Here is a 13,878-nt window from a genome sequence, read left to right on the forward strand (position 1 = left end):
TCCTCCCGCAAAAGCAGAAACCGGGGTACGCGTCCCGAAGGACCCGTACCCCGGCAACCGTATCGTCTGGTTACTTCTTGCCGGCCTTGCGCGCGGCTTCCTGCCGTTCGACGGCCGCCTTCACCAGACCCGCGAAGAGCGGGTGCGGGCGGGTCGGGCGGGAGCGCAGCTCCGGGTGCGCCTGGGTGGCGACCAGGTAGGGGTGCACCTCGCGCGGGTACTCGACGTACTCGACGAGCTTGTTGTCCGGGGACGTGCCCGAGAAGACGATGCCCGCCTTCTTCTCCAGCTCCGCGCGGTAGGAGTTGTTGACCTCGTAGCGGTGGCGGTGGCGCTCCTCGACGTACCCCTGGTCGCCGTAGACCTCGCGCACGATCGAGCCCTCGGCGAGCTTCGCCGGGTACATGCCCAGGCGCATGGTGCCGCCCAGGTCGCCCGCGCCCTCGACGTACGCCAGCTGCTCCTCCATCGTCGAGATGACGGGGTGGGCGGTGGCGGCGTCGAACTCGGTGGAGTTGGCGTCGGGGATGCCGGCCAGGTTGCGGGCGGCCTCGATCACGATGCACTGCAGGCCCAGGCAGATGCCGAGCAGCGGCACCTTGTTCTCGCGGGCGTACTGGATCGCGCCGATCTTGCCGTTGACGCCGCGGTCGCCGAAGCCGCCGGGCACCAGGATCGCGTCCACGTCGCCGAGGTTCTTCTTGGCGCCGGCCGGGGTCTTGCAGTCGTCCGAGGTGACCCACTTGACCTTGACGCGGGCCTTGTTGGCGAAGCCGCCGGCGCGCATGGCCTCGGTGATCGAGAGGTAGGCGTCGGGCAGGTCGATGTACTTGCCGACGAGCGCGACGGTGACCTCGTGCTGCGGGTTGTGGACCCGGTCGAGCAGGTCGTCCCACTGCGTCCAGTCCACATCGCGGAACGGCAGGTCCAGCTTGCGGACGACGTACGCGTCCAGGCCCTCGGTGTGCAGCACCTTGGGGATGTCGTAGATCGACTTGGCGTCGATGGCGGCGACCACCGCGGCCTCGTCGACGTCGCACATCAGCGAGATCTTGCGCTTGATGGACAGCGGCACCTCGCGGTCGGCGCGCAGCACGATCGCGTCGGGCTGGATACCGATGTTGCGCAGGGCGGCGACCGAGTGCTGGGTCGGCTTGGTCTTCAGCTCGCCGGAGGGGCCGATGTAGGGCAGCAGCGAGATGTGCACGACGAAGACGTTGTCGCGGCCGACCTCGTGGCGGACCTGGCGGACGGTCTCCAGGAACGGCAGCGACTCGATGTCGCCGACCGTGCCGCCGACCTCGGTGATGACGACGTCGACGTCGTCGGTGGCCATCCGGCGGATGCGGTGCTTGATCTCGTTGGTGATGTGCGGGATGACCTGCACGGTGTCACCGAGGTACTCGCCGCGGCGCTCCTTGGCGATGACGGTGTTGTAGACCTGGCCGGTGGTGACGTTGGCCGAGCCGTCGAGGTCGACGTCGAGGAAGCGCTCGTAGTGGCCGATGTCCAGGTCGGTCTCGGCGCCGTCGTTGGTGACGAACACCTCGCCGTGCTGGAACGGGTTCATCGTGCCGGGGTCGACGTTCAGGTACGGGTCGAGCTTCTGCATGGTGACGCGCAGGCCGCGCGCCTTGAGGAGCGCACCCAGGCTGGAGGCAGTCAGACCCTTGCCGAGGGAAGAGGCGACACCCCCGGTGACGAAGATGTGCTTGGTCGTCGAGGATGCCAAGGATCGAGTCTGCATGGCCAAGAGGGGGCTCCCGTGGTCGCTGTCTGAAGTGCGTGCCGGTCACCCTCTGTGGATCTCGTACGAGTTGCCGTACGAGTTTCCGGGGGGCGCCGTCGCTGCGGTTCGGGGGTTTTTTCACCACCCGGCCACGGGCTACCAGGGTATCAGCGAGTGCGGCGGACCGCTTCCGGCCACGCTCCGCACACGCCCGGCCAACCCAGTGTGCTCCACTCACCCGGACGGCCGAACGGCGTTGCCGGAAGGCATCGGCGGATCACCCACGTGCGTCGTATCCTGCTCGGACACTCGCCGCCGAGCCGCTGGTAACACGGCGCCACCCCGGCCGTCACCCACAACATGCGCTCGTTGGCGATCCCTTGACCGCAGTCGCAGTAGCAGTAAGCGCCCCGCGGGGCGGACGTGGCCGTTCGACTGGAGATTGCACGTGGCCGGGCGCATCGAGGATTACGCACTCATCGGAGACATGCAGACCGCCGCACTGGTCTGCCGGGACGGCACGACCGACTGGCTGTGCCTGCCACGCTTCGACTCGCACGCCGTCTTCGCCGGACTGCTCGGCACTGATGAACACGGCTTCTGGCGGATCGGCCCGGCCCATGCGGCCGACGCGCCGCCACCCCGCGCGGACCGGCGCCGCTACCGGGGCGACTCGCTGATCCTGGAGTCGGAGTGGGACACCCCGCGCGGCACGGTCCGGGTGACCGACTTCATGCCGCCGCGCGACGGCGCGCCGCAGCTGATCCGGATCGTGGAGGGCGTCAGCGGCCGGGTGCCGATGCGCAGCGCCCTGCGGATGCGCTTCAGCTACGGGCGTGTCGTGCCCTGGGTGCACAAGGTCGACACCCGTACGGTCGCGGTGGCGGGACCCGACTCGGTCTGGCTGGACACGCCGGTCGACACCTACGGCAAGAACCTCACCACGTACGCCGACTTCACCGTCTCCCCCGGTGAGCGGATCGCCTTCACGATCAGCTGGCAGCCGTCCCACAAGGAGCCGCCCGCGCTCTCGGAGCCGGAGGCGGCCCTGGAGGCGACCGAGGACTTCTGGCGCGAGTGGGTCGAGCACTGTACGTACCACGGGCCCTACCGCGAGGCCGTGGTCCGCTCGCTGATCACGCTCAAGGCGCTCACCTACGCCCCCACCGGCGGCATCGTCGCCGCGCCCACCACCTCGCTGCCCGAGGACATCGGCGGCTCGCGCAACTGGGACTACCGCTACACCTGGCTGCGGGACGCGGCGATCACCCTCTCCTCGCTGCTGCGCACCGGCTACCGCGACGAGGCCCGCGCCTGGCGGGAGTGGCTGCTGCGGGCGGTCGCGGGCGACCCCGAGAACCTCCAGATCATGTACGGGATCGCGGGCGAGCGGGAGCTGGGCGAGGCCGAGCTGGACTGGCTGCCCGGATACGAGGACTCGGCCCCGGTCCGGGTCGGCAACGGCGCCGCCGGCCAACTCCAGCTGGACGTGTACGGCGAGGTCACCGAGGCCCTGCACCTGGCGCACATGACGGGCCTGGCCCGCAACGACTACGCCTCGCTGCTCCAGCTCAAGCTGATCCGGTACCTGGAGGACCACTGGGACCAGCCGGACGAGGGCATCTGGGAGGTGCGCGGCCCGCGCCGCCACTTCGTGCACTCCAAGGTGATGGCCTGGGTCGCCGTCGACCGCACCATCAAGCTGATCGAGTCGGGCGACGCGGACGGCCCCCTGGAGAAGTGGCGCGAGCTGCGCGACGACATCCACCGCGATGTGTGCGAGAAGGGGTACGACAAGGAGCGCAACACCTTCACGCAGTCGTACGGCTCCAAGGAGCTGGACGCCTCCCTGCTGCTGATCCCGCAGATGGGCTTCCTGCCGCCGGACGACAAGCGCGTGATCGGCACCATCGAGGCGATCCAGCGCGAGCTGTCCACGCCCGACGGGTTCATCCTGCGCTATCCGACGGCGGGCGAGGAGGCGGGCTGCGACGGTCTGGAGGGCGACGAGGGCGCGTTCCTGGCCTGCTCGTTCTGGATGGCGGACGACCTGGCCATGATCGGCCGGGTCGACGAGGCCCGGAAGCTCTTCGAGCGGCTGCTCTCGCTCCGCAACGACCTGGGGCTGCTCGCCGAGGAGTGGGACCCGCGGGAGCAGCGGCAGGTGGGGAACTTCCCGCAGGCCTTCAGCCACGTTCCGCTGATCGACACGGCACTGCGGCTGACCGCTTCGGGGGCGTACGGGGGGTAGTCGGCGCGCCCAGGACCCCGTGCCCGCTTAGAGTGGAAATGTCCTGTCCCCTCCTGGAAGGGGGCTGCGCCATGACCACCCCCTCGAAAGCGGGCACGGCCCTTGCCGAGCTCCGTGAAGACCTCGCCGGTGATGTGTTCGTGCCGGACGATCCGGGCTACGACGAGGCCCGGGCGGTCTTCAACGCCATGATCGACCGGCGCCCCGCCGTGATCGCCCAGTGCGAGTCCGACGCGGACGTGGTCACCTCCGTACGCTTCGCACGCGACCTGGACCTCAAGATCGCCGTACGCGGCGGCGGCCACAGCGTCTCCGGCCAGGCCCTCAACGACAACGGCCTGGTCATCGATCTGCGCCGGATGCACGAGGTGACCGTCCACCCGGCCGCCCACGCCGTCCGCGTCCAGGGCGGCACCATCATGAGCCAGCTGGACCGGGCCACCCAGGCGCACGGCCTGGCCACCACGGGCGGGCGCGTCTCCACCACCGGCGTCGGGGGCTTCGTCCTCGGCGGCGGATCGGGCTGGCTGGACCGCAGGTTCGGCCTCGCCGTCGACAACCTGCTCGGCGTCGAGCTGGTCACCGCCGACGGCAGCGTGGTGACGGCGAGCGCCGAGGAGAACCCCGAGCTGTTCTGGGCGCTGCACGGCGGCGGCGGCAACTTCGGCGTCGCCACCTCGATCACCCTGCGGCTGCACGAGCTGCCCGAGTACTCCATCGCCATGCTGCTGTACCAGCCCGAGAACGCCCCCGAGGTCACGCACATCTATCGCGAACTCATCGAGAACGGGCCGGACGAGGCGAGCGGCGGCGTCCTGTACATGACCGCACCGCCCGAGCCGTTCATCCCCGAGCACCTGGTCGGAAAGGTGCTGTGCGGCGCCCTCGTGGCCTACGCGGGCGGCGAGGAGGCCATGCGCAAGGTCGCCCAGCCGCTGATCGCCCTGCCGCACGAGGTCGAGATCGTCACGGCCATGCCGTACGCGGACATGCAGTGCATGATGGACGACCCGCCCGGGCTGCGGAACTACTGGTCGGCCGAGTATCTGACCGGTCTGCCCGACGAGCTCGTGGACGTCTTCTGCTCCCTGGGCGAGTCCATGCCGACGCCCACCGGCACCCAGCACGTGATCTTCCCGCTGGGCGGCGCCATCGCCGACGGCCCCGCCGAGTACCCCGTGCCCTACCGCGACGCGCCCTGGGCCGTACACCCCTTCGGGATCTGGGAGGACCCGGCCGACGACGAGCGCTGCCGCCAGTGGGTCAAGGACGTCCGGGTCAAGGTCCAGCCGTGGTCGACCGGCGCGGTCTACCTCAACTTCACCGGCGACGAGGGCGCCGACCGGGTGGTCGCGGGCCTCGGGGCCGAGAACATGCGGCGGCTCGCCGAGGTGAAGCGCGCCTACGACCCGGACAACGTCTTCCGCTTCAACCACAACATCGCCCCGGCCTGACGGAAACGGAGAAGTGTGTCGTACCGTGACCCGCATCACCGTCCGGTACGACAAAACACGAGGTGAACCCCATTGGACAGCCAGGGCGGGATCACCGTGCAGCGCGCTCTGGAGCTGCCCGGGCTGCGCGGCGGGCTCCCCGAGGTGGTCGCCGGGGCCGAGCGCCTGGGCCGCACTGTGCGCTGGGTGCACGCGGGCGAGGTCCCGAACATCGCCTCGCTGCTCAAGGGCGGCGAGCTGCTGCTGACCACGGGTCTGGGCCTGGGCACCCGCCCCGCCGAACAGCGCGCCTTCGTACGGCGCCTCGCCGAGCGGGGCATCGCCGCACTGGTCGTCGAGCTCGGCCCGCGCTTCAGCAGGCTGCCCGCCACCATCGTGGACACCGCGCGGGCGGCCGGGCTGCCCCTGGTCGCGCTGCACCGCGAGGTCCCGTTCGTGACGGTGACCGAGGAGATCCACACCGAGATCGTCAACGGCCACTACGCCCTGCTCCAGCGCGCCGAGGAGGTGCACCGGCGGTGTACCGGCGCGCTGCTCTCGGGCGGCGGCGTACCCCAGGTCCTGTCGATCCTGGCCGACTTCACGGCCAACCCGGTGTTCCTGGAGACCCCCGACGGCCAGCTGCTCTACGCGGCCGCCGGCTCCGGCGAGGTCGGCGCCGACCCGCTCCAGGTGTGGGAGGGGCTGCGCGGCCAGCGCGAGTCCCGCGAATCGGGGCCGCCGACCGGCGCGGTCCTGGTGGACGTGCCCGGCGGCGGCCACGGCACCGGCGCGGTACGGGCCCGGATCGCCCTGCTCGCCGTCGCCGCGCCGCTGCTGCCGGTCCACCGGATGGCGGCGGAGCGGGCCGCGGGCATCCTCGCGGTGGTGCTGATGCAGGCGCGCCAGGAGGAGGAGCTGGCGGCGCGCGGGCGCGGCGACTTCCTGACCGACCTCGCCGAGGGCCGCATCACCGCCGAGGACGCGCCCGCGCAGGCGAAGGTGCTGGGCTTCAAGCCGGGCGAGGACCCGCTGCTGCCCGTGGTGATGCGGCTGACCACAGAACTCTCGGCGTCTTCCCCCACCGGCAACTGGGCCGTCCTGGCACGTGCGGTCCTGGAGGAGCTGTCCTCGGTGGGCGTGCCCGTCCTGCTCGGCGTACGGCCGGTGGAGGGCCGGGTCCCGCTGCTGCTCGGGCTGCGCTCGGAGTCGGAGCGCACGGCGGTCGCCGACCGGGTGGCGGCGGCGCTGCGGGCCGGTGTGGAGCGCGCCGGGCTCGCCCGGGCCGGGGCGCAGCCGGTGGTGGTGGTCGGGGTCGCGGGCGGCTGGGCGGCGGCCTCGGCGGGGCTGCGCCACGCGGCCGAGACCGCCGCGGCCGCGCAGGGCCTGTCCGAGCGCCCCTGGTACGACGCCCGGCGCCTGGACATCGACCTGCTCCTTTGGCGGCTGCGCGAGCACCCGGACCTGGCGGCGTTCGTGGAGCGCGCCATCGGCCCGCTGCGCACCCACGACGCGGCCTCGCGCCCGCCGCTGCTGCCCACCCTGGAGACCTATCTGGCGCACGCCGGCCGCAAGGCGGAGACGGCCCGCGAGCTGCATCTCAACCGGCAGACGCTCTACAACCGGCTGGCCCGCATCGCGGAGCTGCTCGGCACGGACCTGGACGACCCGCAGACGGTACTGGCGCTGTCCCTGGCCCTGCGCGCCCGCCGCCACGTCCCGTAACCGCCCGGCCGGTCAGAGTCCCTGACGCTGGGTCAATTCGTCATAAACACTGAGCACTTGAGCCACGGTCTCGTCCTCGGTGGGCCAGCCCGCCGCCTGTACGATCCCGGCCTCGGCGAGCTCGCGGCGCCGTCCGGGGTCGGCGAGCAGCCGCGCCACGGCGTCCCCGAGCGCCGCCGCGTCCCCGTACGGCACCAGCTCGGCCGCGTCCCCGACGAGCTCGGGGACCCCGCCCACCGCGGTCGCCACCAGCGGCACCCCGAGCCGCAGCGCCTCCTGGGCCAGCAGCGAGCGCCCCTCCCAGCGGCTCGCCAGCACGGCCGCGTCGGCGGCGGCCAGCAGTTCGGTGACGTCGTCGCGCCGCCCGAGCAGCTTCACGGGCAGCGCCTCGGCCTCGATGCGCCGCTGGAGCGCAGCCCGCTGCCTGCCCTCCCCCGCGATCGCCAGCAGCGGTACGGGGTCGAGCGCCTTCCAGTGGTGGGCCGCGTCCAGGAGCACGTCGTACCCCCGGTGCTCGGCCAGACTGCCGACGGCCATCAGCAACGGCCGGTCCACGGCGCCCAGTTCGGCCCGCGCCTTGCCGTCCGGAACGGGCGTACGGGGCCCGGGCACCGCGACCGCGGCGAGCCGGGCGTCCCGGGCGCCGCGCCGCCGGGCGCGGTCGACCAGGTCCGACGAGGTGCCGAGCACCACGGCGGCCGCACGGGCCGCCCGCCGCTCCAGCACCCGCAGCACCCGGCCCCGGGCGCCCTCGGCGTGGGAGCAGGTGTGCCAGGTGACGACGAGGGGGACCGCGCGCCGCCCGCCCAGGGCGAGGGCGGTCCGTACGGCCGCGTGCAGCCCGTGCGCGTGCACCACGTCCGCACCCGCGCAGACCGCCCGCAGGGCGCCGACCGCCACCGGGTCGCCGCGCCGGGGCACAGGGACGAAGTGGGCGCCCGCGCCCCGGAAGTCGAACTCCCGCTCCAGCGCGGCGGGAGCGCAGACGGTGACCCGGACGCCCCGCGCGGCGAGCCCGGCCGCCAGCGAGCGCACATGCGCGCTGCTGCCCGCACTGCCGCCGCCCAGCACTTGCACCGTACGCAGCTGTGACACGTGAACAGGCTCCCGGGTCGGCGGTGGGCCGGTGTGGACCCCGGCCAAGGATGCCAGCCCGCACGGACGTTCCGCCCCCGTCCGGACGTTTCCCCGTGTCGACGGGCGGCGGACCGGGCCGGGGGACCACCCACACGGGTGAACCGCCGCGGCGGGGTGGTGACCCGTGGGGAGGGCGGAGCCGGGGCTATCCCTCCGCGCGTGCCGTCGCCAGCAGCTCCTCCGCGTGGGCCCGGGCCGTCTCGGAGTCCTCCTGGCCCGCCAGCATCCGGGAGAGCTCGCGGACGCGGTCCTCGCCCTCCAGGACGGTGACGCCGGACCGGGTGACCGTGCCGTCGTTGGTCTTCTCCACCAGGAGCTGGCGGTCCGCGAAGGCCGCCACCTGGGGCAGATGGGTGACCACCACGACCTGCGCCGACTTGGCGAGCTTCGCCAGGCGCCGGCCGATCTCGACCGCCGCCCGGCCGCCGACGCCCGCGTCGACCTCGTCGAAGAGGTACGTGGGCACCGGGTCCGTTCCCGCGAAGACCACCTCGACCGCGAGCATCACCCGGGAGAGCTCACCGCCCGAGGCGCCCTTGGCGATCGGCCGCGCCGGGGCGCCCGGGTGCGGGGCGAGCAGCAGCTCCACCTCGTCCGCGCCGGTCGGCCCGTACGCCACGGTCCGCCCGTCCACCTCGACGCCCTCGGCGTCCTCCACCTGCCGTACCGCGAACGACACCCGCGCGTGCGGCATCGCGAGCGACGCCAGCTCGGCCGTCACCGCGTCCGCGAAGCGCGCCGCCGCCTCGGTGCGGGCGTCGGTCAACTCCTGGGCCAGTACGGACAGTTCACCGCGCAGCCCGTCCCGCTCGGCCGTCAGCTCGCCGATCCGGTCGTCGTCGCCGTCCAGCTCGGTCAGCCGCGCGGCACCCTCCTGCGCCCAGGCCAGCACGGCCGCCATGCCGTCGCCGTACTGGCCGTACTTACGGCTGAGCCCGGTCAGCGCGGCCCGCCGCTCCTCCACGGCCGCGAGCCGCAGGGGGTCGGCGTCGAGGTCGTCCGCGTACCCGGCGAGCTCACCCGCCACATCGCCGAGGAGGATCCCGACCTCGCCGATGCGCTCGGCCAGCGCGGCCAGCGCGGGGTCGTGCGACCGTACGGCGTCCAGGGCCCGGTGCGCGCCCGCGACCAGGGTGGTCGCGTCGACGCTCTCCGGGTCCTCGGGGTTGCCCGCGAGGGCGGCGTGCGCGAGGGCGGCCGCGGACGCCAGCGCCTCGGCGTGCCCGAGCCGTCCGGCCTCGGCGGCGAGTTCCGTGTCCTCACCCGCCAGCGGCTCGACCGCCGCGATCTCGTCGAGCCCGAACCGCAGCAGATCGGCCTCCTGCGCCCGCTCGCGCGCCCGCGTGGTCAGCTCCTCCAGCTCCCCGGCGACGGCCCGCAGCCGCCGGTACGCCTCCGCGTACTTGGCCAGCGGCCCGGCCACGGCGTCCCCGGCGTACCGGTCGAGGGCCTCCCGCTGCCGGGCAGGCCTGAGCAGCCCCTGCTGATCGGTCTGCCCGTGCACGGCGACCAGCTCGTCGGCCAGCTCCGCGAGGACACCGACCGGCACGGAGCGCCCGCCGAGGAACGCCCGCGAGCGGCCCTCCGCCGAGACGGTACGGCTGAGCAGCAGCGCGCCGTCGTCGAGCTCGGCCCCGGCCTCCTCCGCGCGGATCGCCGCGGTGGCGCCCGCGCGCAGCGTGATCCGCCCCTCGACGACCGCCGACTTGGCGCCGATCCGCACCAGCGCGGGGTCGGCGCGCCCGCCGAGCAGCAGCCCCAGGCTGGTGACGACCATGGTCTTGCCCGCACCGGTCTCGCCGGTCACCGCGGTGAACCCGGGCGACAGCTCGACGACAGCGTCGTCGATGACCCCGAGCGACCGTATCCGCATCTCCTCCAACACGCCCCCGACCTTACGAGGTCCGCCCCCCGGTTTGCGACGCCCCCCACGCGCTCACCCTCCCGATTGACCCAGGCGCACGTTTTGCCCCACTCCGAGAATCAGCCCCTCCGGCGTGCAAGGAGGGGGACTCGGGCACATTCAGCCCCTCCGGCGTTTGAGGAGCGGGGTCCGGGGCGGAGCCCCGAAAGCGGGGGCGGGGGCGCAGCCCCGGCGGGGGTATCGGGGGCGGAGCCCCCGTGAGCGGGGTGCAGGGGCCGCAGGCCCCGCAAAAGGGGGTCCGGGGGCGCAGCCCCCGGGAAACCACCTCCACCCCCACCCACCCCCGGAGGGTTAAGGGAACGGGCGGGGAGGGGCACAAACCTCAGTGCGGCGCACCCCTCCACCCACTGACCGGCAGCGCGAACTTGGCCACCAGCCGGTCCGTGAACGACGCATGATGCAGCCGCGCCAGCCGCACCGGCACGGCCCCCCGCCGAACCTCCACCCGAGCCCCCGGCGGCAACTCGACCGTACGGCGCCCGTCGCACCACAGCACCCCGTGCGGCGTATGCGGCTGCACCTCCACCGCCAGCACCGAACTCGGCGACGTCACCAGCGGCTTGGCGAACAGCGCGTGCGCGCTGATCGGCACCATCAGCAGCGCCTCGACCTCCGGCCACACCACCGGCCCGCCCGCCGAGAAGGCATACGCCGTCGACCCGGTCGGCGTCGCGTACACGATCCCGTCGCAGCCGAACCCCGTCACCGGCCGCCCGTCGATCTCCAGGACGACTTCCAGCATCCGCTCGGGCGACACCTTCTGCACGGCGGCCTCGTTCAGCGCCCAGTCGGTGTGCACCACGTCGCCGTTGCTGTGCACCACGACATCGAGGGTCATCCGCTCCTCGACCTCGTAGGAGCGCGTGACCACCCGGTCCACGACCTTGTCCAGGTCGTCCCGCTCCGCCTCGGCGAGGAACCCGACCCGGCCGAGGTTGACGCCGAGCATCGGCACCCCGGACGCCCGCGCGAACTCGGCGCCGCGCAGCAGCGTCCCGTCCCCGCCGAGCACGATCAGCAGCTCACATCCGTCGAGGCACTGCGGGGTCGCCTCCTTGACCGTCTGCACGGATTCCGACTCCGGCAGCGGAATGTCGGCCGCCTCCGCCTCCAGGACCCGCACCCCGATACCGCAGCGCAGCAGCCCTCGTACCACCAGCTCCGCACTGCGGATGGCGGCGGGCCGCCCGGTGTGCGCGAGCAGGAACACCGTGCGCTCCGCCGCACCCCGCTCGCACGCGGCGTCCCCCCCGCGTGTCTCCTCCGCGTTCCCCAACGAGCTCAACTAGGTCCCTCCGCCACTGCACGCTCGACATCAGCCGGATCCAGCGCGGGCGCTCCGGCCCGCAGCCACAGAAAGTATTCGACATTGCCGGAGGGTCCGGGGAGCGGGCTGGCCGTGACCCCGAGCACACCGAGCCCGAGCCCGGCGGCCTGCGCGGCCACCGTGCGTACCGTCTCGGCCCGCAGCTCCGGGCTGCGCACCACACCGCCGCTGCCGAGCCGGTCCTTGCCGATCTCGAACTGCGGCTTGACCATGAGCACCAGGTCCGCGTCCGGCGCGCAGCACCGCACCAGCGCGGGCAGCACCAGGCCGAGCGCGATGAAGGACAGGTCCCCCACCACCAGGTCGGCCGGCTCGCCGTCGATGTCGTCGAGCGTCAACTCCCGTACGTTCGTACGGTCCTTGACGGTGACCCGGTCGTCGCTCTGGAGGGACCAGGCGAGCTGTCCGTACCCGACGTCCACGGCCACCACGTGCCCGGCGCCCGAGCGCAGCAGCACGTCCGTGAAGCCCCCGGTGGAGGCGCCCGCGTCCAGCGCCCGGCGCCCCTCGACCTTCAGCCCCTGCGGGACGAAGGCGGCCAGCGCGCCGGCCAGCTTGTGGCCGCCGCGCGAGACGTAGTCCGGGTCGCTGTCGTCCTCGGCCACGACGATGGCGGCGGCGGTCTCGACCTGGGTGGCGGACTTGGTGGCGGTGTTTCGGCCGACCGTCACCCGCCCGGCGGCGATCAGCTGCGCGGCGTGCTCACGGGACCGGGCGAGCTTCCGGCGGACCAGCTCGGCGTCGAGGCGGCGGCGTGCCACTCCTGCCACGTTCGGTTCAGCTCCTGTTGTCGTACGTATGTGACGCGGGGGACGGGGCCGGCGGCCCCGGGCGGGCGTCGAGCGCGCTCAGCGTCTCGCGCAGCCCCCCGTGTACATCCTCGTACACCTCGACGTGTCCGTCCGTATCGAGGTGGTCGACGTCCGCCAGCCGCTCGACCAGGGCGTCCACCCGGGGGTCGCCGGTGGGGTCGCGGGGCACGTCCAGGGGTGCCGGGCCGACAGGTTCGTCGGGCGCGCCGGCCTCCGCCTCGGGCTCCGGCATCAAGTCGCTCATGCCAAGACGCTACCGCGTGGGCCTGCGGTACGGTCGATCACGATGGCGACGATGGAGGAGTGCCGCGCCGCACTCGACGAACTTTCCGACAACCTGGCCGGCGCGAACGGCGACGTGCGCGCCGCCGCCGCGCTCGACCGCTCGCTGAGCTGCCACATCACGGACCTGGACCGCACGTTCACCGGGCGCCTGCGGGACGGCCGCATCGAGGTCGAGCGGACGCTGGACGGCCCGCCGCCCGAGCGCGCCCAGATCCGCCTCGCCATGAAGGGCGACGACCTGGTGGCGATGGTCGCGGGCGAGCTGAACTTCGCGCGGGCGTGGACGTCGGGGCGGGTCCGCCTGGAGGCGGGGTTCCGCGACCTGCTCAGGCTGCGGACGCTGCTGTAGGAATCCGGCCACTTCACGCCGTACGAATTCACGCTGCATGAATTCACGTCGTACGAAACCGGCGCCCGCGCGCCCGTCAGGACACCGGCGCCGCGTCCCGCTGCCGCGCCGCCGGCACCACCAGCGGCGTGCCCGTCTCCGGGTCGTCGATGACCTGGCAGCGGACCCCGAACACCTCCCGCACCAGCTCCGCCGTGACGATCCGCGACGGCGGCCCCTCGGCCACGATCTCGCCGCCGCGCATCGCGATCAGATGCGTGGCGTACCGGGCGGCCTGGTTGAGGTCGTGCAGCACCGCGACCAGTGTGCGCCCCTGGGACTCGTGCAGCTCGGCGCACAGGTCCAGGACCTCTATCTGGTGCTGGATGTCCAGGAACGTCGTCGGCTCGTCGAGCAGCAGCAGCGGGGTCTGCTGGGCCAGCGCCATCGCGATCCACACCCGCTGGCGCTGCCCGCCCGACAGCTCGTCGACGTACCGCTCCCCCAGCTCGCCCACACCGGTGGCGTCCATCGACTCCTGGACGATCCGCTCGTCCTCGGGCGACCACTGCCGCAGCAGCCCCTGGTGCGGGTAGCGGCCGCGCGCCACCAGGTCCGCGACCGTGATCCCGTCCGGCGCGATCGACGACTGGGGCAGCAGCCCGAGGGTCCTGGCGACCTTCTTCGCGGGCATCGAGTGGATGGTCTGCCCGTCGAGCAGCACCCGCCCCTCGCTCGGCTTCAGCATCCGCGACAGGGCGCGCAGGAGCGTGGACTTGCCGCAGGCGTTGGGGCCGACGATGACCGTGAACGAGTGGTCCGGGATCTCCACCGACAGGTCCTTGGCGATCACCCGCTGGTCGTAGCCGAGGGTCACCGAATCGGCGCTGAGGCGCTGCATGCTCGTACTCCTGGAGGAAGAACCGG

General features: G+C 73.0%; 11 protein-coding genes. 4 read left to right on the forward strand and 7 right to left on the reverse strand.

The annotated features are described in order from the left end of the window. Window positions 1–70 precede the first annotated feature (70 nt). Complete coding sequence (locus OG965_RS11500; protein WP_371651785.1) at window positions 71–1,747, reverse strand: CTP synthase; 1,677 nt, start codon at window positions 1,745–1,747, stop codon at window positions 71–73. A 430-nt stretch (window positions 1,748–2,177) separates the two neighbouring features. Between OG965_RS11500 and OG965_RS11505 the strand changes: the two genes are divergently transcribed. The 3 genes from OG965_RS11505 to OG965_RS11515 all read left to right on the forward strand — a co-directional run bounded on the left by OG965_RS11505 (window position 2,178) and on the right by OG965_RS11515 (window position 7,138). Continuing rightward, a complete protein-coding gene (locus tag OG965_RS11505; protein ID WP_371651787.1) occupies window positions 2,178–3,980 on the forward strand; it encodes a glycoside hydrolase family 15 protein in 1,803 nt (600 codons plus the stop codon). Window positions 3,981–4,051: 71 nt separating this feature from the next. Then, the gene (locus tag OG965_RS11510; protein ID WP_371651789.1) at window positions 4,052–5,434 is read left to right on the forward strand and encodes an FAD-binding oxidoreductase; all 1,383 of its coding nucleotides are present in this window, start codon (window positions 4,052–4,054) and stop codon (window positions 5,432–5,434) included. Between the two features lie 72 nt (window positions 5,435–5,506). Further along, entirely contained in the window at window positions 5,507–7,138 is a 1,632-nt protein-coding gene (locus OG965_RS11515; protein WP_371651791.1) for a PucR family transcriptional regulator, read from the forward strand. Between the two features lie 12 nt (window positions 7,139–7,150). Here the strand turns inward: OG965_RS11515 and OG965_RS11520 are convergent, their stop codons facing one another. From OG965_RS11520 to OG965_RS11540, 5 genes are all read right to left on the reverse strand, one after another. Beyond that, window positions 7,151–8,233, reverse strand: coding sequence for a glycosyltransferase family 4 protein (locus OG965_RS11520; protein WP_371651792.1), 1,083 nt, complete (start codon window positions 8,231–8,233; stop codon window positions 7,151–7,153). Between the two features lie 187 nt (window positions 8,234–8,420). After that, window positions 8,421–10,148, reverse strand: coding sequence for a DNA repair protein RecN (gene recN, locus OG965_RS11525; RefSeq protein ID WP_371656917.1), 1,728 nt, complete (start codon window positions 10,146–10,148; stop codon window positions 8,421–8,423). A 373-nt stretch (window positions 10,149–10,521) separates the two neighbouring features. After that, window positions 10,522–11,475: an NAD kinase gene (locus OG965_RS11530; RefSeq protein WP_371656918.1), complete on the reverse strand. Its 954-nt coding sequence runs from the start codon at window positions 11,473–11,475 to the stop codon at window positions 10,522–10,524. A gap of 5 nt (window positions 11,476–11,480) precedes the next feature. Continuing rightward, window positions 11,481–12,296 (reverse strand): TlyA family RNA methyltransferase, encoded by an 816-nt coding sequence (locus OG965_RS11535; protein WP_371651794.1) that lies wholly within the window; start codon window positions 12,294–12,296, stop codon window positions 11,481–11,483. A gap of 7 nt (window positions 12,297–12,303) precedes the next feature. Further along, window positions 12,304–12,582: a hypothetical protein gene (locus OG965_RS11540; protein WP_371651795.1), complete on the reverse strand. Its 279-nt coding sequence runs from the start codon at window positions 12,580–12,582 to the stop codon at window positions 12,304–12,306. 42 nt (window positions 12,583–12,624) lie between these two features. Between OG965_RS11540 and OG965_RS11545 the strand changes: the two genes are divergently transcribed. Further along, the gene (locus OG965_RS11545; RefSeq protein ID WP_371651797.1) at window positions 12,625–12,972 is read left to right on the forward strand and encodes an SCP2 sterol-binding domain-containing protein; all 348 of its coding nucleotides are present in this window, start codon (window positions 12,625–12,627) and stop codon (window positions 12,970–12,972) included. A 76-nt stretch (window positions 12,973–13,048) separates the two neighbouring features. On the opposite strand, the gene OG965_RS11550 is transcribed toward OG965_RS11545, so the two are convergent. Next, the gene (locus OG965_RS11550) at window positions 13,049–13,852 is read right to left on the reverse strand and encodes an ABC transporter ATP-binding protein (RefSeq protein WP_371651799.1); all 804 of its coding nucleotides are present in this window, start codon (window positions 13,850–13,852) and stop codon (window positions 13,049–13,051) included. Between the last annotated feature and the right edge of the window lie 26 nt (window positions 13,853–13,878).

This window comes from Streptomyces sp. NBC_00224 (assembly GCF_041435195.1).
Classification (GTDB): domain Bacteria; phylum Actinomycetota; class Actinomycetes; order Streptomycetales; family Streptomycetaceae; genus Streptomyces.

Excerpts from the sequence above, each read along its gene's own strand:
- OG965_RS11500 (WP_371651785.1), bottom strand. The coding sequence starts at position 1,747 with ATGCAGACTCGATCCTTGGCATCCTCGACGACCAAGCACATCTTCGTC.
- OG965_RS11510 (WP_371651789.1), top strand. The coding sequence starts at position 4,052 with ATGACCACCCCCTCGAAAGCGGGCACGGCCCTTGCCGAGCTCCGTGAA.
- recN (WP_371656917.1), bottom strand. The coding sequence starts at position 10,148 with ATGCGGATACGGTCGCTCGGGGTCATCGACGACGCTGTCGTCGAGCTG.
- OG965_RS11540 (WP_371651795.1), bottom strand. The coding sequence starts at position 12,582 with ATGAGCGACTTGATGCCGGAGCCCGAGGCGGAGGCCGGCGCGCCCGAC.
- OG965_RS11545 (WP_371651797.1), top strand. The coding sequence starts at position 12,625 with ATGGCGACGATGGAGGAGTGCCGCGCCGCACTCGACGAACTTTCCGAC.
- OG965_RS11550 (WP_371651799.1), bottom strand. The coding sequence starts at position 13,852 with ATGCAGCGCCTCAGCGCCGATTCGGTGACCCTCGGCTACGACCAGCGG.